Source organism: Streptomyces sp. NPDC033221, from assembly GCF_055577005.1.
In genome coordinates this window covers 369,986-395,308 of record NZ_JBVIQN010000002.1, presented here as the reverse complement: position 1 = coordinate 395,308, position 25,323 = coordinate 369,986, and the positions used below count along the sequence as shown (strand labels likewise).

Genomic DNA, 25,323 nt, shown 5'->3' with positions numbered 1-25,323 from the left:
ACACGCAGCGGATGGACCGCGCGCGGCGGAACCGGCCACACGCGGCGAAACAGACCGCACGGGACACGGCCGCCCCACCACTCAAACGTCCTCGCAGCCCCCGGAAAGCGGCAGCCCCGAATGCCCCCGAGGCCTCCTCCAGCCCCCCCCGCCCCCAGCCACTCACATGAGCGGCGTCAGGAAGCGGCGCAAAGTCTCCTCGTACATGGCCGGATCCGCGTTCCACATGGCGGCGTGCGGGGCGTGCGGCACCGGGTGAAGCGTGATCAGGTCGGGGCGGCGGGCCGCCAGTTCGCGGGAGGCCGCCCAGGGGGCGAGTGTGTCGTGCGGCCCGTGGATCAGCAGGGTCGGCACGGTGAGCAGGTCCGGGGTCCAGGCTTCGGCCAGCCGGTCCGCGTGCAGTCCGGTGCTGCCCTCGGCGGCGCGTACGGCCAGCGGGAGCAGGGGCCGGGGGACACGGCGGGCGGCGGCCAGGGCGCGCACGGTGGTCTGCCAGTCCAGGACCGGTGAGTCGAGGACGAGGCCGGCGACGCGGTCGCGCAGCGCGGAGTTGGCGGCGGCGTGCAGGGCCATGGAGGCGCCGGTGGACCAGCCGTGCAGGACGACGCGCTCGGCGCCGTACTGGACGGCGTAGCGGATCGCGGCGTCCAGATCGCGCCATTCGGAGTCGCCGAGGTGGCTGATGCCGTCGGCGGTGTGCGGGGCGCCGACGTCGTTGCGGTAGGCGAGGTCCAGGACGGGCAGCCGCTGGTCGCTGAGGAACGGCATGACCACCATGGGGTGCTCCCGGGTGGTGCCCAGGCCGTGCACGGTGATGACCCAGGTTTCCCGGTCGCCCGGCACGAACCAGGCGGGCAGGGCGCCCAGTTCCCCGGGGATGTCGACGTCGGCGCAGTCGATGTCCAGCGCGTCGCGCGGGTTGCCGATGTGCACCTGCGGGGTCAGGCGCATCCGGGCGCCCGGCTGGAGGGTGCCGTGGGTGACCCGCTCCAGGCGGCGGACGACCGTGTCGGCCGGGTGCGGTACGTCGTCCAGGAGAGGGCCGACGATGGCGTGGGTGCCCGCGCCGGTGAGGCCATAGGTGCCGGGCCGCAGCGAGGCGAGGCTGCGGGTGAGGGTGATCCGCCCGGGGCCGGTGGCGTGCACCGTGAGCCGGGGGTCGCCCGGCAGCGGCCGGTCGGGCGCGGGTTTGAGGACCATGTCGCTGGCGTACCGGCCGGCCGCCACCGCGGCCGCGCCGGTACCGATCACCGTGGTGGCGGCTGCTGCCGCGGTACCCAGACGCATCCTCCCCAGTGTGGGCGGGCGGCGCGTGCGCGGCCAGTGGGCGGGCGCGCCCGGGTGACGGCGGGCACGGCGGGACGGGGCTGCGATCGGCGGGGCGGGCGCGGGACGGGCGCGAAGTGGGCGCGAGCGGCCGAACGAGGCCCGGCAGCCGCCCCCGAACCCCACACCTCAGCGCCCCTGCCCGTACCCGCGCAGCCGCTCCCCGGCCGCGTCGAGCTGTTCCGGCGTGAGCAGGGCGGGTTCGCGGCCGGGCAGTGAGCTGGCGGCGAGCCAGACGCGGCACATCCACTCCAGCTGGGCGGTGCGGTCGTAGGCCTCGTCAAGGGTGTCGCCGTACACGATGGTGCCGTGGTTCCGCAGGAGGCAGCCGGTGCGGTCGCGCAGGGCGGCGAGCATGTTCCCGGCCAACTCCTCGGTGCCGTAGAGGGCGTACGGCGCGACGCGGACGGGGCCGCCGAGGGCCGCGGTCATGTAGTGCACCGGCGGGAGTTCGGTGACGAGGGTGGAGACGGCGGTGGCGTGCGCGGCGTGGGTGTGGACGACCGCGGTGGCGCCGGTGGCGCGGTAGACGGCCAGGTGCAGGGGGAGTTCGCTGGTGGGCCGGAGGGTGCCGTGGGCCCGGCGGCCTTCGAGGTCCACGGCGGTGAGGTCGCCGGGCCCGAGCCGGTCGTAGCGGACGCCGGTGGGGGTGACCAGGACGAGGTCGCCGACGCGGACGGAGACGTTGCCGGAGGTGCCGACGACGAGTCCGTCGGTGACCGTGCGGCGGGCGGTGGCGACCAGTTCGTCCCAGGCGCGGCCGATGACTTCCGGGTCCGTCATGCGTGTGCCTCCGGTGTGCGGTGCGGGCGGGGTCCGCCGGGGTGTGCAGGGGGTGGTGCGCGCGTGGCTGCCGACACCGTACGGGCCGGGTGGGGAGCCGTGGGGCGGATCCCCGGCCTCCGGTATCCGCCATGTCGGACTGTGGGCATACGGGTATGGATTGACCGGGCATCGACCGTCTTGCGCGGATCACTCGGTACTCTTCCGGGGATCTGTCATGCACGTAGCCATCCGACCGGGGACCCCTGGGGGAGCCATGGCCCATGACCGCGATCACCTGCCCGACCCACCGCTCCCACCGCACTCTTCCCACCCACCGCACTCTCCTCACCCACAGCACCCTTCGCACTCGCCACATCCGCCCGGCCGCCCGCGCGGCCACCGGCGCCGCCTGGCCGCCGGAGCCCTCGCGCTGGGCGCGCTCACCGGCGCTCTGTACACCGCCGTGCCCGCGGCCCCCGCCGCCGAGGCCGCGGGCAAACCGGCCGGGCACGACATCTCCTCGCACCAGAAGAACGTCGACTGGCGCGCCGTACGGGCGAAGGGCGGCCGGTTCGTGTACGTCAAGGCCACCGAGTCGACCTGGTACCGCAACCCGTACTTCCCGCGGCAGTACCGCGGCGCACGCAACGCCGGCCTGCTGCGCGGCGCGTACCACTTCGGCATGCCGAACGCGTCCTCCGGCCGCGCGCAGGCCCGGCACTTCCTGCGGCACGGCGGCCACTGGAAGGCGGACGGCCGGACGCTGCCCCCGGCGCTCGACATCGAGCACAACCCGTACGACCGGGAGCACGCCTGTTACGGGATGAGCGGCACCGCGCTGGTGTGGTGGATCCGCGGGTTCAGCGACGAGGTGCTGCGCCGGACCGGGCGGCGGCCGGTGATCTACACGACGGCCCGGTGGTGGAACCTGTGCACCGGCGGCAGCCGGGCGTTCGCCGCCACCCACCCGCTGTGGCTGGCCCACTGGCACAGCACCCCGGGCACGCTGCCGGCCGGCTGGGCGTACCCGAGCATCTGGCAGTACGCCGGGTCCGGCGCGCTGCCCGGTGACCAGAACAAATGGAACGGCACCGCCGCACAGCTCAGGCGCTTCGCCCGGGGGTGAGAGCCGGGGCCCGGCAGCGGAATCCGGGCGCTGGTACGGATGGGACACTCGGTGCTTCCGTGCTGGTACGGCCGGGAACCGAGTGACGGCACGGGCGCCTCCTCGGCACCCCTGCGGGGGCGTCACTGCGGCGTCCGCCCCAGTTCACCTTCCGTTCACCCGTCGTCCGTACGGTCCCGAGCGTTACTGCCCACCGAACTGATTGCCTGGGTGAATGGAACACATCACGCTTCTCATCGGGATCGTGATCGTCACGGCCTTGGTGTTCGACTTTACGAACGGCTTCCACGACACGGCCAACGCCATGGCCACCACCATTTCCACCGGGGCGCTCAAGCCCAAGATCGCGGTGGCGATGTCGGCGGTCCTCAACCTGGTCGGCGCGTTCCTGTCGGTGGAGGTCGCCAAGACCATCTCCGGCGGGATCATCGACGAGACCGCCGGCATCAGACCAGAAGTGATCTTCGCCGGACTGGTCGGCGCCATCGTCTGGAACCTGGTCACCTGGCTGGCCGGGCTCCCCTCCAGCTCCTCGCACGCCCTCTTCGGCGGCCTGATCGGCGCGACCCTGGTGTCCGTCGGCGCGAGCGGCGTGCACGGCGGCGCCGTGGTCATGAAGGTCCTCATCCCGGCCGTCGCCGCCCCGATCGTGGCCGGTCTGGCCTCGATGGCCGCGACCCGGCTGACCTACCGGCTGGCCCGCAACCGCGCCGAGGAGGACACCGCCAAGGGCTACCGCGCCGGGCAGATCGCCTCGGCCGCGCTGGTCTCCCTGGCCCACGGCACCAACGACGCCCAGAAGACGATGGGCGTGATCACCCTCGCGCTGATCACCGGCGGCGTCGTCGCCCCGCACGCGGACCCGCCGCTGTGGGTCATCGCCTCGGCCGGTGTGGCCATCGCGCTCGGCACGTACCTGGGCGGCTGGCGGATCATCCGCACGATGGGCAAGGGCATCACCGACATCCAGCCGCCGCAGGGCTTCGCCGCCCAGACCGGCGCGGCGGCCACCATCCTGGCCTCCTCCCACCTCGGCTTCGCACTCTCCACCACCCAGGTCTGCTCCGGCGCGGTCATGGGCTCCGGTCTGGGCCGCAAGGGCGGCGTGGTGCGCTGGTCCACGGCGGGCCGGATGGCCGCCGCCTGGGGCCTGACACTGCCGGCCGCCGGTCTGGTCGCGGCGGGCGCCGCGCTCCTGGCCGACCAGGGCGACTGGGGCATCGCGACCGTCGCCGTCCTGGCGCTCGCCGTCTGCGGCGCGATCTGGGTGGCGTCCCGCCGCAAGCCGGTGGACCACACCAACGTCAACGAGGGTCCGGCCGCGGAGCCCGCGGGGGTCGTCACCGCGGCCCTGCAGGCGGTCTCGCCGCCGCCCGCGGGCCCGGTCGTGTCCGTACCCGCGACGGCCGTCGTCACGGTCCCCGCGCCGGTGATGGCCGAAGCGCCGCTCGCCGACCCGGTCGGCGGCACCCCGGTGATCGCCGATCCGGTGGCCGCCCACCCGCACGAGCCGCACGCCCAGCGCCGCGCCAAGGCCGGCTCGGCCGCCGGCTGATCCGGCCGTACGGCTCCCACGAAGGAACGAGAACACCATGAGCATCGACTGGGCGGCTCTCGGCCAGGTCTTCGGCGTCACGCTGTTCGTGACGGTCGGGATCGTGGGCCTGTTCACCCTCGGCATCGTCGGCACGTCCCGCAAACCGCAGACGGAGGGCGCGCCGACCACCGGCGGCACTGTGGCGCGGACCGGGGCGTACGTCTGCTTCGCGCTGTGCGCGGCGGCCGTGGCGTACGGCATCTATCTGATCGTCGCCGCCTGACCCGTCGGGACGGCACCCGGGGCGTCCGGTGGCCGTGGCATCCCCGCCACGGCCGCCGGGCGCCCTTCGCCGCGTCCCGGGCACCGCGCTCCTGTGTCCTTGGACACAGGCGCCGGCGCGGGCCCGCGCCGCAGGTCAAGCGCGAGTTGACGGGCTTCGCGGAGCGTGGTGGACTGCCGGAGCCATTCGGCGACAGATGAGGAAGTCCGGTGAGAATCCGGCGCGGTCCCGCCACTGTCACCGGGGAGCGCCCCTCCACCAAGGGCCACGGTCCGCGTCCCGCGACGCACGATTCCGTACGGACTGGAAGGCCGGGGGAAGCGCCGATCCGGGGAGCCAGGAGACTCTCGTCGCCGTATCCGTCGAACCAGGGCGCGGACCCTGAGTGAGGACCCACCGCCATGCCCGGCCGCAGTTCGAGATCTTCCGGACCTTCCCGCGTACTGCCCCTCCGAGGCACGACGGCGGTCTGATCCGATGCGTGCCGAACACGCCGGCTACGCGTGCGGCGCGGCCCTCGGCTTCCTCGGCGACCTGGCCGTGGGCGATCCCCGGCGCGGTCACCCCGTGGCCGCCTTCGGGCGGGCCGCGGCCGCCGTGGAACGCCGCCTGTGGCGCGACCACCGCGGGCGCGGCGCCCTGCACACCGCGCTGCTCGCGGGCGGTACCGCCGCCGGCGCCGCGCTGCTGGACCGCGCCGTGCGCCGCTCCCCCGCCGCCTTCCCCGCCTCCGTCGCGCTGACCGCCGCCGCCACCTGGGCCGTCCTGGGCGGCACCTCGCTGGGCCGCGAGGCGCGGGCCGTCGGCGGCGCGCTCGCTGCGGGCGACCTCGACGTGGCGCGCGAGCGGCTGCCGCACCTGTGCGGCCGCGATCCGCAGGCCCTGGACGGGCAGCAGATGGCGCGCGCGGTGGTCGAGTCCGTCGCCGAGAACACCTCGGACGCGGTGGTCGGCGCCCTCGTGTGGGGCGCGGTCGCCGGGGTGCCGGGGCTGCTGGCCTTCCGTGCCGTCAACACGCTGGACGCGATGGTGGGGCACAAGTCGCCGCGCTATCGCCGTTTCGGGTGGGCTTCGGCCCGGCTCGACGACGTGGCCGGCTTCCCCGGCTCGCGGCTGACCGCCACGCTGGCGGTGCTGGCCGGGCCGGACCGGCGGGGCGCGCTGCGCGCCTGGCGGCAGGACGGCCCGTCGCACCCGAGCCCGAACGCGGGTCCGGTGGAGGCCGCGTTCGCCGGGGCGCTGGGTGTACGGCTGGGCGGCACGCTGGCGTACGGCGGGCGGGTCGAACACCGGCCGGTGCTCAACGGCGCCGCCGGGCGGCCCGTCGCGGTGCCGGACATCGAGCGGGCCGTGACACTGTCGCGCCGGGTGGGCGCGCTGGCCCTGGCGGCCACGGTCGCGGGCCGGCTGGCCGTCGGGGCGGTACGCCGTTCCGGTGGGGCCGGGGCGGTACGGCGGGCCCGTACGGCCGGGAGGGTCAAGTGAGCAGCAACGTGCGGACGGCGAGGAGTGCCACGTGAACGGACCGGGTCGAGCACCGCTGGGCGGCGGGCTGCTGGTGGCGGGCACCACGTCCGACGCGGGCAAGAGTGTGGTGACGGCGGGCATCTGCCGCTGGCTGGCCCGTAAGGGCGTCAAGGTAGCGCCCTTCAAGGCTCAGAACATGTCGCTGAACTCGTTCGTGACGCGCGAGGGCGCGGAGATCGGACGGGCGCAGGCCATGCAGGCCGCGGCGGCGCGCGTCGAGCCGAGCGCGCTGATGAATCCGGTGCTGCTGAAGCCGGGCAGTGACCGCAGCAGCCAGGTCGTGCTGATGGGCAAGCCGGTGGGCGAGCTGAGCGCGCGCGGCTACCACGCGGGCCGCCAGGAGCAGTTGCTCGGTACGGTCACGGACTGCCTCCAAGAGCTGCGGCGGACGCACGACGCGGTGATCTGCGAGGGCGCGGGCAGCCCCGCGGAGATCAACCTGCGGCGTACCGACATCGTGAACATGGGCATCGCGCGGGCCGCGCGGATACCGGCCCTGGTGGTCGGCGACATCGACCGGGGCGGGGTGTTCGCCTCCTTCTTCGGCACCACGGCGCTGCTGTCCCCGGAGGACCAGGCGCTGGTCGCGGGCTATCTCGTCAACAAGTTCCGGGGCGATGTGACGCTGCTGGAGCCGGGCCTGGAGATGCTGAAGGAGCTGACCGGGCGGCCCACGCTCGGGGTGCTGCCGTTCACGCACGGCCTGGGCATCGACGAGGAGGACGGGCTGCGGGTGTCGCTGCGCGGCGCGGTCCGCGAGAGTGTCGTCGCGCCGCCGCACGGCGCCGACGTGCTGCGGGTCGCGGTGGCCGCCGTACCGCTGATGTCGAACTTCACGGACGTGGACGCGCTGGCCGCCGAACCGGGCGTCGTGGTGCGCTTCGTGGACCGCCCCGAGGAACTGGCCGACGCCGACCTCGTCGTCCTGCCCGGCACCCGCGGCACCGTCCGCGCGCTCCAGTGGCTGCGCGAGCGCGGCATCGCGGACGCGGTCCGGCGGCGGGCCGCAGAAGGGCGCCCGGTGCTCGGCATCTGCGGCGGCTTCCAGATGCTGGGCGAACAGATCGAGGACGAGGTCGAGTCCAAGGCCGGGACCGTGGACGGGCTGGGCCTGCTGCCCGTACGCGTACGGTTCGCGGCGGAAAAGACCCTGGCCCGGCCGGCCGGCGAGGCGCTGGGCGAGCCGGTCGAGGGCTACGAGATCCACCACGGCGTCGCCGAGGTCACCGGCGGGGAGCCCTTCCTGGAAGGCTGCCGGTCCGGCGCGGTCTGGGGCACCCACTGGCACGGCTCCCTGGAGAGCGACGGTTTCCGGCGGGCGTTCCTGCGGCGGGTGGCCGCCGACGCGGGCCGCGCGTTCGTCCCGGCGCCGGACACCGGCTTCGGCGCGCTGCGCGAGGAGCAGCTGGACCGGCTGGGCGACCTGATCGAGGAGCACGCGGACACGGAGGCGCTGCTGCGGCTCATCGAGGACGGGGTGCCCGCGGGGCTGCCATTCGTGCCGCCGGGGGCACCGTCCATACCGCCACCGCCCCGCGACCCGGCCACACCCGGCGCGGTCTCCCCCGCGCCCGCACACCGCACGTCCCTCGAAGGGGGTACTCCTTAATGGCATCGGTCCCTTACCCGTTCACCGCGGTCGTCGGCATGTCCGACATGCGGCTGAGCCTGCTGCTCAACGCCATCTCGCCGGCCATCGGCGGGGTGCTCGTCCGCGGCGAGAAGGGCACCGCGAAGTCGACGATCGTGCGGGGCCTGACGGCGCTGATGCCGGACGTCCCCGTCGTCACCGGCTGCCGCTTCTCCTGCGACCCCGCCGCGCCCGACCCGGCCTGCCCGGACGGCCCGCACGAGGCGGCCGGCGCCGAGGAGCGCCCGGCCCGCATGGTCGAACTCCCCGTCGGCGCCTCCGAGGACCGCCTCGTCGGCGCGCTGGACATCGAACGGGCCCTGTCGGAGGGTGTGAAGGCGTTCGAGCCGGGCCTGCTGGCCGACGCCCACCGCGGCATCCTGTACGTCGACGAGGTCAACCTCCTCCACGACCACCTCGTGGACCTGCTGCTCGACGCGGCCGCCATGGGCGCCTCGTACGTGGAACGCGAGGGCGTCTCCGTACGGCACTCCGCGCGCTTCCTGCTCGTCGGCACCATGAACCCCGAAGAGGGCGAACTGCGGCCGCAGTTGCTGGACCGCTTCGGACTGACCGTGGAGGTCGCCGCGTCCCGCGAGCCCGACCAGCGGGTGGAGGTCGTCCGGCGGCGCCTGGCGTACGACGCCGACCCGGCGGGTTTCGGGGCGCGCTGGGCCGTCGAGGAGGGCGAGCTGCGGGAGCGCATCGCCGCCGCGCGGGCGCTGCTGCCGGACGTGGTCCTCGGGGACGCGGTACTGCGTCAGATCGCCGCCGTGTGTGCCGCCTTCGAGGTGGACGGCATGCGTGCCGACATCGTGATGGCGCGTACCGCCTGCGCGCTGGCCGCCTGGGCGGGCCGTACGGAGGTCCGCGAGGAGGACGTACGGCAGGCCGCGCTGCTGGCGCTCCCCCACCGGCGTCGCCGCAACCCGTTCGACGCCCCCGGCCTGGACGAGGACAAACTCGACCAGGTGCTGGAGGAGTTCGGCGCGGACGACGGCCCGGAACCCGACCCGGACCCGGACGGCGGCCCGGACGACGGCCCCGACGGGCCGGGCGGCGGGCCGCCGCCGCAGGACGGCGACGGCGGCGGACCGCAGGGCGAGGACGCCCAGGCCCCGCACGACCAGCCGCAGACACCCGACCAGCCGCAGTTGCCGGAACAGTCGCAGGCGCCGGAGGCCGACCCGGCCCCCGCCGACCCGAAGGCGCAGGCCGAGGGCTCCGAAGAGGGCGCCCCCGGTGAGGGTGGCGAAAAGGCCGCCGTCGGAGCCGGTGAACCGTTCCGTACCCGGCGGCTGGACGTGCCGGGGCTCGGCGAAGGCGCGGACGGCCGCCGCTCCCGCGCCCGTACGGCACACGGCCGCACCACCGGCGCCCGGCGCCCGCAGGGCACCCTGACCAAGCTGCACCTGGCCGCGACCGTGCAGGCCGCCGCGCCGCACCAGGTGGCGCGCGGGCGCAGCGGCCCCGGGCTCGTCGTCCGCCGGGACGACCTCCGCGAGGCGGTGCGCGAGGGCCGCGAGGGCAATCTCGTGCTGTTCGTCGTGGACGCGTCCGGTTCGATGGCGGCGCGCAAGCGGATGGGCGCGGTCAAGGGTGCGGTGCTGTCGCTGCTCCTCGACGCCTACCAGCGGCGCGACAAGATCGGCATGATCACCTTCCGCGGCTCGGACGCCGAACTGGCGCTGCCGCCCACCTCGTCGGTGGAGGCGGGCGCGGCGCGGCTGGAGTCACTGCCCACCGGCGGCCGGACACCGCTGTCCGCGGGCCTGCTCAAGGCCCATGAGGTGCTGCGGGTGGAACGGCTGCGGGACGCCTCGCGCCGGCCGCTGCTGGTGGTCGTCACCGACGGGCGGTCCACCGGCGGCCCCGAGCCGCTGGTGCGCACCTCGCGCGCGGCCCGGCTGCTCGGCGCCGAGGGCGTCGCCTCGGTGGTCGTGGACTGCGAGGCGGGGCCGGTACGGCTGGGCCTGGCGGGCGAGCTGGCCCGGGACCTCCAGGGCACCGCCGTCACCCTCGACGAACTGCGCGCGGACAGCGTCTCCGCGCTCGTCCGCGACGTCCGCGGACAGGGCAACCACCACACCACCCGGAAGGCCGCGTAATGCCACAGGGACAGCCGTCCGTCGTCCCCGACGACGGACTCACCACACGCCAGCGCCGCAACCGCCCGCTGGTCCTCGTCCACACCGGCCCCGGCAAGGGCAAGTCCACCGCCGCCTTCGGGCTGGCGCTGCGGGCCTGGAACCAGGGCTGGCCGGTCGGGGTGTTCCAGTTCGTGAAGTCGGCGAAGTGGAAGGTGGGTGAGGAGCGGGCGCTGCGGGTACTCGGCGAGACCGGCGAAGGCGGCACGGTCGCCTGGCACAAGATGGGAGAGGGCTGGTCATGGGTCCAGCGGGACTCCCAGTTCAGCAACGAGGAGGCGGCCCGCGAGGGCTGGGAACAGGTCAAGCGGGACCTGGCCGCCGAGACGTACAAGCTGTACGTGCTCGACGAGTTCGCCTACCCGATGCACTGGGGATGGGTGGACCCCGCCGAGGTCGTCTCCGTCCTGCGCGACCGGCCGGGCAACCAGCACGTCGTCATCACCGGCCGCAACGCGCCGCAGGAACTGTGCGACTTCGCGGACCTGGTCACCGAGATGACCAAGGTCAAGCACCCGATGGACGCGGGCCAGAAGGGCCAGCGGGGCATCGAGTGGTGACACCGCCACCGGGCACGACGGCAACAAGAGCAGCAGGACCAGGAGCAACCGGACCGTGAGCACCATCCCCCGGCTCGTCATCGCCGCGCCCGCCTCGGGCAGCGGCAAGACGACCGTCGCCACCGGCCTGATGGCGGCCTTCACCGAGGCCGGGCTCACGGTCTCCGCGCACAAGGTCGGGCCGGACTACATCGACCCGGGCTACCACGCCCTGGCGACGGGCCGGCCGGGCCGCAACCTGGACGCGTACCTGTGCGGGCCCGACCAGGTCGAGCCGCTGTTCCTGCACGGCTCGGCCGGTGCCGACCTGGCGGTCGTCGAAGGCGTGATGGGGCTCTACGACGGCGCCTCCGGCCTCGGCGAACTGGCCTCCACCGCACAGGTAGCCAAGCTGCTGCGGGCCCCGGTGGTGCTGGTCGTGGACGCCTCGGCGCAATCCCGTTCGGTGGCGGCGCTGGTACACGGCTTCGCGTCCTGGGACCCCGGGGTGCGGCTGGCCGGGGTGATCCTGAACAAGGTCGGCTCGGACCGGCACGAGGAACTGCTGCGCGCGGCCCTGGACGAGGTGGGCGTCCCGGTCCTCGGTGCGCTCCGCCGGGCGCCGCAGGTGCAGACCCCGTCGCGGCACCTGGGCCTGATCCCGGTCGCCGAACGGCAGGCCGACGCGGTGGAGTCCGTACGGGCCCAGGCCGCCCAGGTACGGGAGGGCTGCGACCTCAAGGCGCTGCTGGCGCTCGCGCACAGCGCGCCGGAGCTGCCCGGCACGGCCTGGGACCCGGCACACGCCATCGCCCAGGGGGCCGGCGGTGCTTCCACCGTCCCCGGCAAGCCCGTGGTCGCCGTCGCGGGCGGCGCCGCGTTCACGTTCTCGTACGCCGAACACGCCGAACTCCTGACAGCCGCCGGGGCCGAGGTCGCCGTCTTCGACCCGCTGCGCGACGAGCGGCTGCCGTCCGGGACGCAGGCGCTGGTGATCGGCGGCGGCTTCCCCGAGATGTACGCGGCCGAGCTGTCGGCCAACGAGCCGCTGCGCCGGGCCGTGGTCGCGCTGGCGGCCTCCGGCGCGCCGGTCGTCGCCGAGTGCGCGGGGCTGCTGTACCTGTCCCGGTCCCTGGACGACAAGCCGATGTGCGGGGTGCTGCCCGCCGACGCGCGGATGTCGGAGCGGCTCACGCTGGGCTACCGGGAGGCGGTGGCGCTGGCCGACAACGCCCTTGCCGTGGCGGGTACCCGGGTGCGCGGCCACGAGTTCCACCGTACGGTGCTGGAACCGGGCGCGGGCGCGTCCCCCGCCTGGGGCATGACCCATCCCGCGCGCCGGGTGGAGGGCCACGTACAGGACGGGGTGCACGCCTCGTATCTGCACGTCCACTGGGCGGCGGAACCGTCGCTGGCCCGCCGGCTGGCCGCCAACGCCGCTGTCCGCCCGCCGCTGGAGGCCCACTGTGGCTGACGTCGTACTGGACCACCTGGTGCTCGCCACACCCGACCTGGAAGGCACCGCTGCCGAGGTCGCCGCGCTGACCGGCGTCCGGCCGGTGCCGGGCGGCGGCCACCCGGGCCGCGGCACCCGCAACGCCCTGCTGGGCCTCGGCGACGGCGCCTATCTGGAGATCATCGGCCCGGACCCCGCACAGCCGGCGCCCGAGGCGCCGCGCTGGTTCGGCATCGACGCGCTGCGCGGCCCCCGGCTGGCCCACTGGGCGGTCCGGGTGCACGGCATCGCCGGGCACGTCGCACGGGCCCGCGCCCTGGGGTACGACCCGGGCGAGCCGGTGGCGATGTCCCGCCGCACACCGGACGGCGGGGCCCTTTCCTGGACGCTGACGCCGCCGCGTACCGGCGGCGGGCTGGTGCCGTTCCTGCTGGACTGGGGTGACACGCCGCACCCGGCGACCGCGCAGGAGCTGCCGGTCGTACCGCTGCGCTCGCTCTCCGGCACCCACCCCGACCCGTCGACGATCCGCGCCGAACTGGCCGCCCTGGGCGCCACGCTCACCGTCCAGGCGGGAGACGAACCGGGGCTGTCGGCCGTGCTGGACGGCCGCAACGGGCCGGTCTCCGTCGGCGTGGGAGCCGGCGCGCCGTGACCGCCCGTCCCGGCGCCGTACACCCACGGCACACCGGTTCACCCCGCGAGGCCGACCACCAGCCAGATGAACCCCACACCCGCCACCGTGCACAGCAGGGTGGACAGCGCGGGATGGTCGTGATGGGCCTCCGGGAGAATGTCCGAGGTCGCCAGGTACAGCAGGACGCCGCCGAAGAAGCCCAGGTAAATCCCGAGCCATTCCTCCGGAAGGGTGAACAGCAGCGTCGAGGCGGCACCGGCCAGCGGGGCCAGCGCGTCCGCGCCGAGCATGGTCAGCGCCCGGTTGCGGGCGTTCCCGTACAGGCTGGTGATCGTGTACGTGTTGAAGCCGTCCGCGAAGTCATGGGCGATGACGGCGAGCGCCACGGCCACCGCCATCTCCCGGCCCACCTGGTAGGCCAGGCCGATCGCGAAGCCGTCCATGAAACTGTGCACCACCATCGCGGCGGCGGCCGTCAGGCCGACCTGCGGCACCCGTTCCTCCGGGTCCATGCCGTGGGCCGCCTTGCGGACCGCCAGCAGCCGCTCCACCGCGTGCGCGGTCAGGAAACCCAGCACGAAGCAGAGCAACGCGCCCGGAACACCGAACACCTCCGCACCCGCCGCCTCCAGCGCCTCCGGCAGCAGATCCAGGCCGACCACGCCCAGCATCAGGCCGCCGGCCAGCCCCAGGACCAGATGCCGGCGGTCGGTGACCCGGTGGGCGACCCAGCCGCCGACCAGGGTCATCAGGAACGCGCCCAGCGCGATGACCACCGGCACGGTCTCACCCCTTCCCCGGGGTTCCGGCACCCCTCACTCCTGCTTACTGACCGGCCGCGCATCCCGCATGTCCAGCGCACGGCCGTCCGGCACGCGGGACGGGCACGGTGAACGCACCGGTCGTCGTCGGCGTCGGCGCCCGCCGGGGCGTCCCGGCCGCCGAGGTACTGGCGCTGGTCCTCGACACCGTCGCGGCCGCGGGCCTGGCACCGGAAGCGGTCACCGCGCTCGCGACCGTGGACACCAAAGCGACGGAACCGGGACTGGCCGCCACGGCCGACCGGCTCGGCGTGCCACTGCTCGCGTACCCGGCCGCGGTGCTGGCCGCCGTACCCGTACCGCATCCGTCCGCGGCACCACTGGCCGCCACCGGCACGCCGAGCGTCGCGGAGGCCGCCGCGCTGGCCGGGGCGGCCGGCCTCGCCACGGACAACGTGCCCGGCCCGCACAACGGCCCCGCCGATGACGCGGCCCGGCTCCTCATCGGCAAACGCAAGTCCGCACCGGAGGCCCGGGCCACCTGCGCCGTGGCACACGGCCGCACACCACACCACCCCCGCACCAAGGAGACGTCGTGACCACCCCGCCGTCCGCCGCCCCCAGCGGCATACCCGGCCCCCACCCGCACGAACCGGACCTGCGCCACCACGGGGACGCCGAAGTACGCGGCGCGGACGCCGGGCTCACCGATCTCGCCGTCAACGTACGCGCCGGTACGCCGCCCGCCTGGCTCAAGGCACGCATAGCCGCCTCGCTGGACGGGCTCGCCGCGTACCCCGACGGTGGTCCGGCGCGCCGGGCGGCGGCGGCACGGCACGGACTCCCGCCGGAGCGGGTGCTGCTGACGGCGGGCGCGGCGGAAGCGTTCGTACTGATCGCCCGGGCCGTACGGGCTCGTCGGCCGCTCGTCGTGCACCCGCAGTTCACCGAGCCGGAAGCAGCCCTGCGCGACGCCGGGCACCAGGTGGAACGCACCCTGCTCACCGAACGGAACGGCTTCCGCCTGACCACGGACGCCGTCCCCGACGAAGCCGACCTCGTCATCATCGGCAACCCCACCAACCCCACCTCCGTCCTGCACCCCGCCGAGGAGATCGCCCGGCTGGCACGCCCCGGCCGCACCCTGGTCGTGGACGAGGCGTTCATGGACGCGGTCCCCGGCGAACACGCGTCGCTGGCATCCCGTACGGACCTACCCGGACTCGTCGTACTACGCAGCCTCACCAAGACGTGGGGCCTGGCGGGCCTCCGCATCGGCTACGTACTGGCCGCCCCGGAAAACATCACGGACCTGGAACGGGCCCAGCCGCTGTGGCCGGTCTCGGCGCCGGCCCTCGCCGCGGCCGAAGCGTGCTGCGAGCCCGCGGCGCTGGCGGAGGCGGCGGAAGCGGCCCGGCAGATCGCCGCGGACCGGGACCACCTGCTGGCCCGACTGGCAGCCGTCCGAGGGCCCGACGGCCGGCGGGTACACGCCATGGCACCGGCCGAGGGTCCCTTCGTCCTGATCCGGCTGCCCGACGCGGCAGCCGTCCGCACCCGGCTGCGGACACTCGGCTTCGCCGTACGGCGCGGCGACACGTTTCCGGGGCTGGGCCCGGAGTGGCTGCGGCTGGCGGTACGGGACCGGGCGACGACGGACCGCTTCGCGGAGGCGCTGGAGAAAGCCTTGACCGACTGACCGCGGCGGCCCCCGCCGGCGTCCACCATCCGAAACCCGTTGTCCCGTACACGCAGCCCGGCGCTAAGGTGCCGCCGTGCCGACCGAACAGCTCAGCCAGCGCCCCGCCCCCACCGGTGACCTGCCCGCCTCCGACCGGGCGGCGCGGCGGGCCGTCACCGTCTTCCCCCTCCTGGTGATCGCGGCCGGCGCGGTCGGGCTGCTGTGGCCCGCACCGTTCACCGGCTGGGCACCCGCGGTGCCGTGGCTGCTCGGCGTGGTGATGTTCTCGATGGGACTGACGCTGACGCCGCCGGACTTCGCGGCGGTCGCCAAACGGCCCTGGGCGGTGGGCCTGGGCCTGGTCGCCCACTACGTGATCATGCCCGGCCTGGGCTGGCTGATCGCCACCGCCCTGCACCTGCCGCCGCAGCTCGCGGCCGGCGTCATCCTCGTCGGCTGCGCACCCAGCGGCACCGCCTCCAACGTCGTGACCTACCTCGCCCGCGGCGACGTCGCCCTGTCCGTCTCGGTCGCCACCGTCTCCACCGTCCTCGCCCCCCTGATCACCCCACCGCTGACCCTCCTCCTCGCCGGGCAGTTCCTCGACGTGAACGCCGGGGACATGGTGACCGACATCCTCAAAACGGTGCTGCTGCCGGTACTCGGCGGACTGCTGGTCCGCCTCGTCGCGGGCCGCTGGGCCGACCGGGCGCTGCGCGCGCTGCCGTGGCTGTCCGCCGTGACGATCGCGGCGATCGTGCTGGTCGTGGTGTCCGGCAGCGCCTCCCGCATCAAGGACGCGGCGGCGCTGGTCGTCCTCGCGGTCGTCCTGCACAACGGCCTGGGCCTGGCCCTCGGCTACGCGGCAGGCCGACTGGCCCGCCTGGGCAAGCCGGCCGGCCGGGCCATGGCCTTCGAGGTCGGCATGCAGAACTCCGGCCTGGCGGCCTCCCTGGCCACCGCCCACTTCAGCCCGGCGGCGGCGCTCCCGGCGGCCGTCTTCTCCGTATGGCACAACATCTCGGGCGCGCTGGTGGCCGCGTGGATGGCACGCGGCACACGACGCGAACGGTGACCGGTCGCCCCACGGCCATATCGAGAAGTTTCGACGGCCGGTGCCGGGCCGACCGCCGTGGCCGACTGGCTGCCCGTGCCGGGTACCGCCGCCCCGCACCTGAGCACGGGACCGGTCCTCCAGACTCCGTCCTACGGCCCGCCCCCTTCCGCCGTACAGCGACCGACCGCCGGTGGGGGCAGACGTCCCTCCACCCACGCACGTGCCAGCCTGACGCGTACGGGAGGGTGCGGGACCGGAGGACGAAGTCTGCAGGGCCCGGGCCCGCCCCACCGCAGACCGGAAAACCGGCCCGCAAGCGGGTCATCCCACCACCCGCCCCCGCAACACCACCCGCCGCGGCGCCGCCAGCACCCGTACGTCGGTGCGCGGATCCCCCTCGTAGACGACGAGGTCCGCCGGGGCGCCCTCCTCCAGTCCCGGCCGCCCCAGCCACTGCCGCGCGCCCCACGTCGTGGCGGCGAGCGCGTCGACCGGGGGGATTCCCGCCTTGGTCAGTTCGGCGACTTCCTGCGCGATCAGGCCGTGCGCGAGGGAGCCGCCCGCGTCGGTGCCGGCGAAGATGGGCACGCCGGCGTCGTACGCCGCGCGTACGGTGTCGTAGCGGCGCTCGTGCAGGCTCCTCATGTGGCTCGCCCAGGCGGGGAACTTCTTCTCACCACCGGCCGCCAGGTTCGGGAAGGTCGCGATGTTGACGAGGGTGGGGACGATCGCGACGCCGCGCTCGGCGAACAGCGGGATGGTGTCCTCGGTGAGGCCGGTGGCGTGTTCGATGCAGTCGATGCCCGCTTCGACCAGCGGGGCGAGGGTTTCCTCGGCGAAGCAGTGGGCTGTCACCCGGGCCCCGAGGCGGTGTGCCTCGGCGATGGCCGCCTCGACGGCGCCGCGCGGCCAGCAGGCCGACAGGTCGCCGGTTTCGCGGTCGATCCAGTCGCCGACCAGCTTGACCCAGCCGTCGCCGCGCCGGGCTTCCCGCGCGACGTACGCGACCAGGTCCTCGGGTTCGACCTCGTGGGCGTAGTTGCGGATGTAGCGGCGGGTACGGGCGATGTGGCGGCCCGCCCTGATGATCCGCGGCAGGTCTTCACGGTCGTCGATCCAGCGGGTGTCGGACGGTGACCCGGCGTCCCTGAGCAGCAGGGTGCCCGCCTCCCGTTCGGTCAGCGCCTGTTTCTCGCTGGTCGTCTCGTCGACCGGCCCGTGGGCGTCGAGCCCGACGTGGCAGTGGGCGTCGACCAGGCCGGGCAGCGTCCAGCCCTGAATGGTCGTCACCTCCCGCGCGCCCGTCGGGCGTTCGTAGGTGACCCGGCCGTCGACGACCCAGAGTTCGTCGCGCACGTCGTCCGGCCCGGCCAGGACCCTCCCCTTGATGTGCAGCACCACGCTCTCACTCATGGCGGCACTGTATGACGCGTGGTGTGCCGGGCGGCACGGGGCCCGAGGGCGCCGGGCCGGGGGCCGCGGCCGTGTTCGGCGGCGTCCCCGGCGTCTCGGACGGTGATTTCCTTCACGGGAACACCGTGGACACCCGGGCTTTTCTTGCGGTACACCTTTTACCGGCGAATTCCCAATTCTTCAGTGCGCAGCTTCCCGTATTCTTCTGCCCGCTTTTTCGCAGCTCAAACGCCAAGATTTCGCTAGCGCCCGAGCAGGTAATTCCATCCGGTCACCAGGACGTTACGGAGCTGTGACCGACCCCACAACCCGTCCGCTTCGCCCCCTATTTTCCGGGCAAACCCGTACATCGCGCAGTCGATTCGCGCGCTCGTGCGCCCCCGCGCGTTAACACAGGAGCCCCGCTCCACGTAACCCCTCCTCGCGATGCATTTTCCTTTTTCCCTGGGTAAATTGAATTCGCATGACCGCCGCACAAGCAGACCATGCAGGTGCCCGAAGCGACATCAGAGAAATGCCGGAGGGTTTCAAGCTCGACACACCGCGAGTGGAGGACGGAGCCGCGATCTGGCGCATCGCCCGCGACTCCAAGGCACTGGACCTGAACTCCTCCTACAGCTACCTGCTGTGGTGTCGCGACTTCGCCGCCACCTCCGCCGTCGCCCGCGACGGCGAGGGCGAGCCGGCCGCCTTCATCACCGGCTACCTCCGCCCCGAGTCCCCGGACACGCTCTTCGTCTGGCAGGTCGCCGTCGACGAGACGCACCGTGGCCGCGGGCTGGCCGCCGCCCTCCTGGACGGCCTGGTCGCCCGGGCCGCCGCGGAGCAGGGCGTGTGTCGCATCGAGACCACGATCACCGAGGACAACGCGGCGTCCAACCGTCTCTTCGCCTCGTTCGCCGAGCGCCACGGGGCGCCCCTGACGCGCGAGGTGCTCCTCGACGCCGGGCACTTCCCGGAGCAGGGGCACGACGCCGAGGTGCTCCACCGCATCGGCCCGCTCGGTCCCCCTGCCGGGCACCGCCCCTGACCGACCCCTTCGCAGCCCCCGCAGACTTCTCCCCGCTCACGCCACTCATCTCCCAGGAGCATGTTGTGACCATCACCCAGCCCGACCTGAGCGTCTTCGAGACCGTGGAGTCCGAGGTACGCAGCTACTGCCGCGGTTGGCCCACCATCTTCGACCGGGCCCAGGGCAGCCACATGTACGACGAGGACGGGCACACCTACCTCGACTTCTTCGCCGGCGCCGGGTCGCTGAACTACGGGCACAACAACCCCGTACTCAAACGCGCCCTGATCGACTACATCGAGCGCGACGGCGTCACCCACGGCCTGGACATGTCCACCACGGCCAAGCGCGCGTTCCTGGAGACGTTCCAGAACACCATCCTGCGCCCCCGCGACCTGCCGTACAAGGTCATGTTCCCGGGCCCGACGGGCGCCAACGCCGTGGAGGCCGCGCTCAAGCTGGCCCGTAAGGTCAAGGGCCGCGAGTCGATCGTCTCGTTCACCAACGCCTTCCACGGCATGTCGCTGGGCGCCCTCGCGGTCACCGGCAACGCCTTCAAGCGCGCCGGTGCCGGCATCCCGCTCGTGCACGGCACCCCGATGCCGTTCGACCACTACCTCGACGGCACCTACCCGGACTTCCTCTGGTTCGAGCGCCTGCTGGAGGACAGCGGCTCCGGCCTGAACACCCCGGCCGCCGTGATCGTCGAGACGGTCCAGGGCGAGGGCGGCATCAACGTGGCCCGCGCCGAGTGGCTGCGCGCGCTGTCCGACCTGTGCAAGCGCCGCGACATGCTGCTGATCGTCGACGACATCCAGATGGGCTGCGGCCGCACCGGCGCGTTCTTCTCCTTCGAGGAGGCGGGCATCGTGCCGGACATCGTCACCGTCTCGAAGTCCATCAGCGGCTACGGCCTGCCGCTCGCGCTCACCCTGTTCAAGCCGGAGCTGGACATCTGGGAGCCGGGCGAGCACAACGGCACCTTCCGCGGCAACAACCCGGCCTTCGTCACCGCCGCCGCGGCCCTGGACACGTACTGGGCCGACGGGCAGATGGAGAAGCAGACGCTGGCCCGCGGCGAGATCATCGAGTCGCACCTGCGCGCCATCGTCGAGGAGCACCCCGCCTCCATCGCCGAGTACCGCGGCCGCGGCATGGTCTGGGGCCTGGAGTGCTCCGACAAGCCGCTCGCCAACAAGATCGCCAAGCGCGCCTTCGAGCTGGGTCTGCTCATCGAGACCTCCGGCCCGGAGAGTGAGGTCGTCAAGCTGCTGCCGGCGCTGACGACCACCCCCGAGGAGCTGGACGAGGGGCTTCGCATCCTCGCCCGCGCGGTCCGCGACTGCGCCTGAGCGCACCCCGCAACCGCACCACTCCTTGTCCGCACCACAGAAAGGTACGAGAACACCGTGATCGTCCGATCCTTCAAGGACATCGAAGGCACCGACCGCCACGTCAAGGCCAAGTCGGGCACGTGGGAGAGCAAGCGCATCGTGCTCGCCAAGGAGCGCGTCGGCTTCTCGCTGCACGAGACCACGCTGTACGCGGGCACCGAGACGTCGATGTGGTACGCCAACCACATCGAGGCCGTGCTGTGCGTGGAGGGCGAGGCCGAGCTCACCAACGACGAGACCGGTGAGAAGCACACCATCACCCCGGGCACGATGTACCTGCTCGACGGGCACGAGAAGCACACCATGCGCATCAAGGAGGACTTCCGCTGCGTGTGTGTCTTCAACCCGCCGGTGACGGGCCGCGAGGACCACGACGAGAACGGCGTGTACCCGCTGCTCACCGAGCCCGAGCCCGAGCCGTCGGCCCAGAACGGCTGACGCTCGGCGCACCCCCTGCCCCGTCCGGCAGCTGAGGAAGGCGCGAGAAGGAAAGCACGTACGAGAGGAGAGGAAGGCAACACCATGACCACCGCACCCGAGCGCACCGCCGACCTGTACCCGACCCGGGGGACCACCGAGGTGATGACCCCGCGACAGGACCCGGTGGTGTGGTCGCAGCCCGGCACGGAGGGGCCCTTCCAGCCGGCCGAGCTGAGCGACTTCGAACGCGACGGTTTCTTCGCCATCGGGGAGCTGCTGACGGCGGAAGAGGTCGCGGTGTACCGCGCCGAACTGGACCGGCTGGTCAACGACCCGGCGATGCGGGCGGACGACCGCTCCATCGTCGAGCCGAAATCCCAGGAGATCCGGTCCGTCTTCGAGGTGCACAAGATCAGCGAGGTGTTCGCCAAGCTGGTCTCCGACCCGCGCGTGGTGGGACGCGCCCGTCAGATCCTCGGCTCGGACGTGTACGTCCACCAGTCCAGGATCAACGTCAAGCCGGGCTTCGGTGCCTCCGGGTTCTACTGGCACTCCGACTTCGAGACCTGGCACGCCGAGGACGGCCTGCCGAACATGCGGACCGTGTCGGTCTCGATCGCGCTGACGGAGAACCACGACACCAACGGCGGCCTGATGATCATGCCGGGTTCGCACCGGCACTTCCTCGGGTGCTCCGGCGAGACCCCGCGGGACAACTACAAGAAGTCGCTGCAGATGCAGGACGCGGGCACGCCTTCGGACGAGGCGCTGACCAAGCTGGCCGACGCGCACGGCATCAAGCTGTTCACCGGCAAGGCCGGTTCGGCCACCTGGTTCGACTGCAACTGCATGCACGGTTCCGGCGACAACATCACGCCGTACCCGCGCAGCAACGTCTTCATCGTGTTCAACAGCGTGGAGAACACCGCGGTGGAGCCCTTCGCGGCGCCGGTCCCGCGCCCGGAGTACATCGGCGCACGTGACTTCACCCCCGTGAAGTAGCACCCGCGCCGTACGGTGCCGACGGGGCACCACGGCACGGCGTCAAGCCGGTGTCCGCACCCCGGTCGTCCGGCCGGGGTGCGGACACCGGCCCTCCCTCAGAGCCAGGCCAGCGACGTGGCCGTCTCCAGCAGCCGCTGCGAGGCGGCCGCGTCGCCTGCCTGGCCGCGCGCGATCTCGTCCAGGTCCTGTCGGCCGCCGATGAGCAGCAGGAAATCGGTGGCCTCCAGGACCAGTTCGGCGGCGATCGGCTCGGCGTCCGAGCCGAGCACCCAGTCGCCGCCCGCCTCGCCCTCCACCGACAGCAGCACCGGCCGCGCGTCCGGGCCCAGCGCCAGGTCCAGAATGCGTACCGCCAGCCCCAGGAACCGCTGCAGATGCACCGGCAGCGGCGGCGGCACGGTGTGGCCCAGCGCCCGCCCGATGTCCCGGGTGTGCACCCACGTCTCGAACGCGCGGATGGCGTAGTGGTCGGCGACCGGCAGCCGCAGGCCCATCAGGGTCGTGGCCATGGCGGCCAGTTGCTCGTCGCCCGCCTCGGGCAGCGCGAGCAGCCCGTGCGCCTGGGTGCGCCACGCCTCCCGGGTCTCGGCGGGCGGCCGGGTGTGCTCGTAGGCCACCACCTCGTTCGTACGGGCCGCCCAGCGCAGCTCCCAGGGAGCGCCCGCGCCGGCCGCCCGGCCCGCCGACAGCGCGCCCGGCTCCGTACCGGCCGCCGGCCCGAAGCCCTCTTCCGGCCGCGCCCCGGGCGCCGGCCCCAGGCCCGTGCCCGCCTCCGTCACCGGCGCCAGGCCCAGCCGTTCGGCCAGCACTTCGTCGGCCGCGACCAAGTGCGCGACGGTGCCCTGGACGTCCCAGTCGTGCACGACGGGGGTTCCCCAGCGCGCCGGGGCACGGTCCAGCTCCCGCAGCAGCGCGTCCAGGCAGGCCACCGCCCCGGCGTACGGGGCGGCGTGCGCGGCCAGCGGAATCTGGCCGGGCCGCGCGGCGCGGGCCGCGGCCATCAGCCGCCCGCGTGCCATCCCCGCGTTCGCCTTGCGCCCGGCTCCGCGGCCCGTCCCGCCGGGTGCCGGTTCGTCCAGCAGCCGTACGGTCTCCCGCAGCCGACGGGCCTCGGCCGCGCAGGGGGCACAGTCGCGCAGGTGGTCGCGTACCCGTGCATCGTCGCCCGGCATGTCGGCGCCGAGGGCCCACGCCGCGAGCAGCGCGCTGACCTCCTCGTGCACGGCGGAAGGGCCGTCCGCCCCGCCGGGCTCACCGAGACCGTCCGGACCGGTGGGATTCCCGGGATCCTCCGGCCCTCCACTCCCACCGGGCCCTCCACTCCCTCCCGGCCCTCCACTTCCACTCGGACCACCGGAACCACTAGGACCATCCGGACCACCGGCACCACCGGGATTATCCGTACCTCCCGAACCGTCCGCCCCGCCCCGGCCGTTCCTGCCTCCCGCGCCCATCGCACGCCCCTCTTCCCTGTCCGCCTGTCCGCCGCCCGGCCGGCCCGCGCGCCCATCCTGTCGCTTCCCTTGCTGCCCGCGGGCGCCGCCCGGCATTCAGCACTCGTCCCGCGCTTCGTCGGCCGGGCTGCCGGGGTTCGCGGGCGGCGGTCCGGCGAGCCGGTCGGCCAGCGCGCACAGGGCATTGCGCAGCCGTGCGGTGGCTGCCGCCTCCGCGATGCCCAGTTCCACCGCGACCTGCCGGTAGGTACGTCCGGCGAAGCACGCCAGGTGCAGTGCCTCCCGCTCCGGCAGGGGCAGTTCGGTGACCGCGGTGTGCAGCGCCGCCCGTGCCTCTTCGAGGGAATCGTGCGCCGCCGCCTCCGGCTCCGTACCGCACGCCGCACGCTCGGCCTCCGCCTCCCGCGCCCGGGCCACCGCGCCGAGGTGGCCGCGGATGCTCAGCCACGCGCGCAGCGATCCGTGGCCCGGTTCGAAGCCGTACGGGCACGTCCACAGTTCGATGAAGACGCGCTGCGTCACCTCGTCGGCGACCGCCGCACTGCCGGTGACCCTCCGGGCCACCGTCCTGACCAGCGCTCCGTAGGCGTCGTACGCCTCGCCCAGCGCGGATTCGTCCCCGTACACCAGCCGCCGGTGCAGCTCCCGGTCGCGCGGCGGGTACCTGGTTGTCCCGTCCACCGGCACCACCTCGTGAGTGTGTGGTGACATTCCTAGCCTTTCGCCCTCCTTCGCGGTAGCCGTCCGTCCGGCCGAATTGCGCGGCGCCCCACGGGTGCCGGACGATCCCCAGGGCGTCCGAGGGACGCGGGGCCGAAGAAGACGAAGGAGCGTACATGAGTGCCGACCGGCTGCCCGGTGTCGTACTGACCGATCACTTCCTGGACGTGCCGCTGGACCACGCCGCACCGGACGGCGAACGGCTGACGGTGTACGGGCGCGAGGCCGTGGCGCCCGGCCGGGAACACGAGGCGCTGCCCTGGCTGGTCTACCTCCAGGGCGGCCCCGGCTGCGCGTCGCCGCGCCCGCTGGGCCGGGACTCCTGGCTGGTGCGCGCGCTGGACCACTACCGGGTGCTGCTGCTGGACCAGCGGGGCACCGGCCGTTCCGCACCGGCCAACCGGCAGACTCTCGCGCTGCGCGGCGGGCCGCGCGAACAGGTCGCGTACCTGGCGCATTTCCGCGCCGACGCGATCGTGCGGGACGCCGAGCTGTTCCGCCGTGAGCTGGCCGGGCCTGACGAGCGGTGGAGCGTCCTGGGGCAGAGCTTCGGCGGCTTCTGCGCCACGACCTACCTCTCGTACGCGCCCGAGGGCCTGCGCGAGGTCATGATCACGGGCGGCCTGCCGGGGCTGCGGGCCACGGCGGAGGACGTCTACCGGGCCGCGTACCCGAGGGTGGCCCGCAAGAACGCCGCGCACTACGCGCGCTACCCGCAGGACATCGAGCGCGTCCGCCGCATCGCCGCGCATCTGCGCGAGCACCCGGCCCGGCTGCCCGGCGGCGGGCAGCTGACGGCGGAGGCGTTCCAGGCGCTGGGCCAGATGCTGGGCACCGGCACCGGCTCGTACGTCCTGCACTACCTGATCGAGGACGCGTGGGTGACCGGCCCCGCGGGTCCCGAACTGGCGGAATCCTTCCTGCAGGCCGTGCAGGGCCACCTCTCCTACACCGCCACCCCGCTGTACGCCGTCCTCCACGAAGCGATCTACGCCCAGCGGTCGACCGAAACGAAGAGCACCGGCTGGGCGGCCCACCAGGTCCGCGCCGAATTCCCCGAGTTCGACGTGGACACGGCGCTGGACGGCGGGCGGCCGGTCCACTTCACCGGCGAGATGGTCTACCCCTGGCACTTCGACACCGACCCGTCGCTGCGCCCCCTCAAGGAGACGGCACAGCTCCTGGCCGCACGCGCCGACTGGCCCGATCTGTACGACCCCGACCGCCTCGCGGCCAACGAGGTCCCGGCCGCGGCCGCCGTCTACGCCGACGACATGTACGTCGACGCCGCCCACTCCCTGGAGACCGCGCGGGAGATCCGCGGGCTGCGGCCCTGGGTGACCAATGAGTGGGAGCACGACGGGCTGCGGGTCAGCGACGGCGCGGTGCTGGACCGCCTGCGGCGGATGGTCCGCGAAGAAATCTGAGGCGGG

Annotated in this window: 23 protein-coding genes and 1 riboswitch; of the genes, 17 read left to right on the top strand and 6 right to left on the bottom strand. The window is 73.8% G+C overall.

Annotated elements, in window-relative coordinates:
- Positions 1-162: 162 nt before the first annotated feature.
- Both ACZ53K_RS03810 and ACZ53K_RS03805 read right to left on the bottom strand, forming a co-directional pair.
- Complete coding sequence (locus tag ACZ53K_RS03810; RefSeq protein ID WP_468831711.1) at positions 163-1,287, bottom strand: alpha/beta hydrolase; 1,125 nt, start codon at positions 1,285-1,287, stop codon at positions 163-165.
- A gap of 168 nt (positions 1,288-1,455) precedes the next feature.
- Complete coding sequence (locus ACZ53K_RS03805; RefSeq protein ID WP_468831708.1) at positions 1,456-2,109, bottom strand: class II aldolase/adducin family protein; 654 nt, start codon at positions 2,107-2,109, stop codon at positions 1,456-1,458.
- 412 nt (positions 2,110-2,521) lie between these two features.
- Between ACZ53K_RS03805 and ACZ53K_RS03800 the strand changes: the two genes are divergently transcribed.
- From ACZ53K_RS03800 to ACZ53K_RS03760, 9 genes are all read left to right on the top strand, one after another.
- Positions 2,522-3,217 carry a lysozyme gene (locus ACZ53K_RS03800; protein WP_468831915.1) on the top strand — a complete coding sequence of 232 codons (696 nt, stop codon included), beginning with the start codon at positions 2,522-2,524 and terminating at the stop codon, positions 3,215-3,217.
- Between the two features lie 214 nt (positions 3,218-3,431).
- Positions 3,432-4,772, top strand: coding sequence for an inorganic phosphate transporter (locus tag ACZ53K_RS03795; RefSeq protein WP_468831705.1), 1,341 nt, complete (start codon positions 3,432-3,434; stop codon positions 4,770-4,772).
- 37 nt (positions 4,773-4,809) lie between these two features.
- Complete coding sequence (locus tag ACZ53K_RS03790) at positions 4,810-5,037, top strand: hypothetical protein (RefSeq protein WP_468831702.1); 228 nt, start codon at positions 4,810-4,812, stop codon at positions 5,035-5,037.
- 199 nt (positions 5,038-5,236) lie between these two features.
- A riboswitch (cobalamin riboswitch) is annotated at positions 5,237-5,383 on the top strand.
- Positions 5,384-5,514: 131 nt separating this feature from the next.
- Positions 5,515-6,522 carry a cobalamin biosynthesis protein gene (locus ACZ53K_RS03785; RefSeq protein ID WP_468831699.1) on the top strand — a complete coding sequence of 336 codons (1,008 nt, stop codon included), beginning with the start codon at positions 5,515-5,517 and terminating at the stop codon, positions 6,520-6,522.
- 55 nt (positions 6,523-6,577) lie between these two features.
- Positions 6,578-8,173 carry a cobyric acid synthase gene (locus ACZ53K_RS03780; RefSeq protein WP_468831913.1) on the top strand — a complete coding sequence of 532 codons (1,596 nt, stop codon included), beginning with the start codon at positions 6,578-6,580 and terminating at the stop codon, positions 8,171-8,173.
- Positions 8,173-10,302, top strand: a complete 2,130-nt coding sequence (locus ACZ53K_RS03775) for a putative cobaltochelatase (RefSeq protein WP_468831696.1) — start codon at positions 8,173-8,175, stop codon at positions 10,300-10,302. Before ACZ53K_RS03780 ends, ACZ53K_RS03775 begins: the two co-directional genes overlap by 1 nt.
- On the top strand, positions 10,302-10,901 hold the full coding sequence (gene cobO / locus ACZ53K_RS03770; RefSeq protein WP_398168121.1) for a cob(I)yrinic acid a,c-diamide adenosyltransferase: 600 nt from the start codon (positions 10,302-10,304) through the stop codon (positions 10,899-10,901). The genes ACZ53K_RS03775 and cobO overlap by 1 nt, the downstream gene beginning before the upstream one ends.
- 55 nt (positions 10,902-10,956) lie before the next feature.
- Positions 10,957-12,354, top strand: a complete 1,398-nt coding sequence (locus ACZ53K_RS03765) for a cobyrinate a,c-diamide synthase (protein ID WP_468831693.1) — start codon at positions 10,957-10,959, stop codon at positions 12,352-12,354.
- A complete protein-coding gene (locus ACZ53K_RS03760) occupies positions 12,347-12,991 on the top strand; it encodes a VOC family protein (RefSeq protein ID WP_468831690.1) in 645 nt (214 codons plus the stop codon). The genes ACZ53K_RS03765 and ACZ53K_RS03760 overlap by 8 nt, the downstream gene beginning before the upstream one ends.
- 38 nt (positions 12,992-13,029) lie before the next feature.
- Here ACZ53K_RS03760 and ACZ53K_RS03755 read toward each other — a convergent pair whose 3' ends face one another.
- Positions 13,030-13,755, bottom strand: a complete 726-nt coding sequence (locus ACZ53K_RS03755; RefSeq protein WP_468831687.1) for a ZIP family metal transporter — start codon at positions 13,753-13,755, stop codon at positions 13,030-13,032.
- A 107-nt stretch (positions 13,756-13,862) separates the two neighbouring features.
- Here ACZ53K_RS03755 and ACZ53K_RS03750 point away from each other — a divergent pair, with 107 nt between their 5' ends.
- From ACZ53K_RS03750 to ACZ53K_RS03740, 3 genes are all read left to right on the top strand, one after another.
- Complete coding sequence (locus tag ACZ53K_RS03750; protein ID WP_468831684.1) at positions 13,863-14,333, top strand: cobalamin biosynthesis protein; 471 nt, start codon at positions 13,863-13,865, stop codon at positions 14,331-14,333.
- On the top strand, positions 14,330-15,433 hold the full coding sequence (cobC, locus tag ACZ53K_RS03745) for an Rv2231c family pyridoxal phosphate-dependent protein CobC (RefSeq protein WP_468831681.1): 1,104 nt from the start codon (positions 14,330-14,332) through the stop codon (positions 15,431-15,433). Before ACZ53K_RS03750 ends, cobC begins: the two co-directional genes overlap by 4 nt.
- A gap of 76 nt (positions 15,434-15,509) precedes the next feature.
- Positions 15,510-16,490 (top strand): bile acid:sodium symporter family protein, encoded by a 981-nt coding sequence (locus tag ACZ53K_RS03740; protein WP_468831678.1) that lies wholly within the window; start codon positions 15,510-15,512, stop codon positions 16,488-16,490.
- A 303-nt stretch (positions 16,491-16,793) separates the two neighbouring features.
- On the opposite strand, the gene ACZ53K_RS03735 is transcribed toward ACZ53K_RS03740, so the two are convergent.
- Positions 16,794-17,885: an amidohydrolase family protein gene (locus tag ACZ53K_RS03735; protein ID WP_468831674.1), complete on the bottom strand. Its 1,092-nt coding sequence runs from the start codon at positions 17,883-17,885 to the stop codon at positions 16,794-16,796.
- A gap of 463 nt (positions 17,886-18,348) precedes the next feature.
- Between ACZ53K_RS03735 and ectA the strand changes: the two genes are divergently transcribed.
- From ectA to thpD, 4 genes are all read left to right on the top strand, one after another.
- Positions 18,349-18,915 (top strand): diaminobutyrate acetyltransferase, encoded by a 567-nt coding sequence (ectA, locus tag ACZ53K_RS03730; RefSeq protein ID WP_468831671.1) that lies wholly within the window; start codon positions 18,349-18,351, stop codon positions 18,913-18,915.
- Between the two features lie 65 nt (positions 18,916-18,980).
- Positions 18,981-20,249, top strand: coding sequence for a diaminobutyrate--2-oxoglutarate transaminase (gene ectB / locus ACZ53K_RS03725; RefSeq protein ID WP_468831669.1), 1,269 nt, complete (start codon positions 18,981-18,983; stop codon positions 20,247-20,249).
- Between the two features lie 57 nt (positions 20,250-20,306).
- Positions 20,307-20,729: an ectoine synthase gene (locus ACZ53K_RS03720; RefSeq protein ID WP_468831666.1), complete on the top strand. Its 423-nt coding sequence runs from the start codon at positions 20,307-20,309 to the stop codon at positions 20,727-20,729.
- Positions 20,730-20,813: 84 nt separating this feature from the next.
- Entirely contained in the window at positions 20,814-21,713 is a 900-nt protein-coding gene (gene thpD, locus ACZ53K_RS03715; protein WP_468831663.1) for an ectoine hydroxylase, read from the top strand.
- Between the two features lie 98 nt (positions 21,714-21,811).
- Here thpD and ACZ53K_RS03710 read toward each other — a convergent pair whose 3' ends face one another.
- Together ACZ53K_RS03710 and ACZ53K_RS03705 are read right to left on the bottom strand one after the other, a co-directional pair.
- Complete coding sequence (locus tag ACZ53K_RS03710) at positions 21,812-22,939, bottom strand: maleylpyruvate isomerase mycothiol-dependent enzyme family protein (RefSeq protein WP_468831660.1); 1,128 nt, start codon at positions 22,937-22,939, stop codon at positions 21,812-21,814.
- A 327-nt stretch (positions 22,940-23,266) separates the two neighbouring features.
- The gene (locus ACZ53K_RS03705) at positions 23,267-23,851 is read right to left on the bottom strand and encodes an RNA polymerase sigma factor (RefSeq protein ID WP_468831657.1); all 585 of its coding nucleotides are present in this window, start codon (positions 23,849-23,851) and stop codon (positions 23,267-23,269) included.
- Positions 23,852-24,006: 155 nt separating this feature from the next.
- Here ACZ53K_RS03705 and ACZ53K_RS03700 point away from each other — a divergent pair, with 155 nt between their 5' ends.
- The gene (locus ACZ53K_RS03700) at positions 24,007-25,317 is read left to right on the top strand and encodes an alpha/beta fold hydrolase (RefSeq protein WP_468831654.1); all 1,311 of its coding nucleotides are present in this window, start codon (positions 24,007-24,009) and stop codon (positions 25,315-25,317) included.
- Positions 25,318-25,323: the final 6 nt, after the last annotated feature.

Bases quoted from the DNA above. Each gene is read 5' to 3' on its own strand.
- ACZ53K_RS03785 (WP_468831699.1), top strand. From the start codon at position 5,515: ATGCGTGCCGAACACGCCGGCTACGCGTGCGGCGCGGCCCTCGGCTTC.
- ACZ53K_RS03810 (WP_468831711.1), bottom strand. From the start codon at position 1,287: ATGCGTCTGGGTACCGCGGCAGCAGCCGCCACCACGGTGATCGGTACC.
- ACZ53K_RS03735 (WP_468831674.1), bottom strand. From the start codon at position 17,885: ATGAGTGAGAGCGTGGTGCTGCACATCAAGGGGAGGGTCCTGGCCGGG.
- ACZ53K_RS03795 (WP_468831705.1), top strand. From the start codon at position 3,432: ATGGAACACATCACGCTTCTCATCGGGATCGTGATCGTCACGGCCTTG.
- ACZ53K_RS03805 (WP_468831708.1), bottom strand. From the start codon at position 2,109: ATGACGGACCCGGAAGTCATCGGCCGCGCCTGGGACGAACTGGTCGCC.
- ACZ53K_RS03775 (WP_468831696.1), top strand. From the start codon at position 8,173: ATGGCATCGGTCCCTTACCCGTTCACCGCGGTCGTCGGCATGTCCGAC.
- cobO (WP_398168121.1), top strand. From the start codon at position 10,302: ATGCCACAGGGACAGCCGTCCGTCGTCCCCGACGACGGACTCACCACA.
- thpD (WP_468831663.1), top strand. From the start codon at position 20,814: ATGACCACCGCACCCGAGCGCACCGCCGACCTGTACCCGACCCGGGGG.
- ectA (WP_468831671.1), top strand. From the start codon at position 18,349: ATGACCGCCGCACAAGCAGACCATGCAGGTGCCCGAAGCGACATCAGA.
- ACZ53K_RS03700 (WP_468831654.1), top strand. From the start codon at position 24,007: ATGAGTGCCGACCGGCTGCCCGGTGTCGTACTGACCGATCACTTCCTG.
- ACZ53K_RS03790 (WP_468831702.1), top strand. From the start codon at position 4,810: ATGAGCATCGACTGGGCGGCTCTCGGCCAGGTCTTCGGCGTCACGCTG.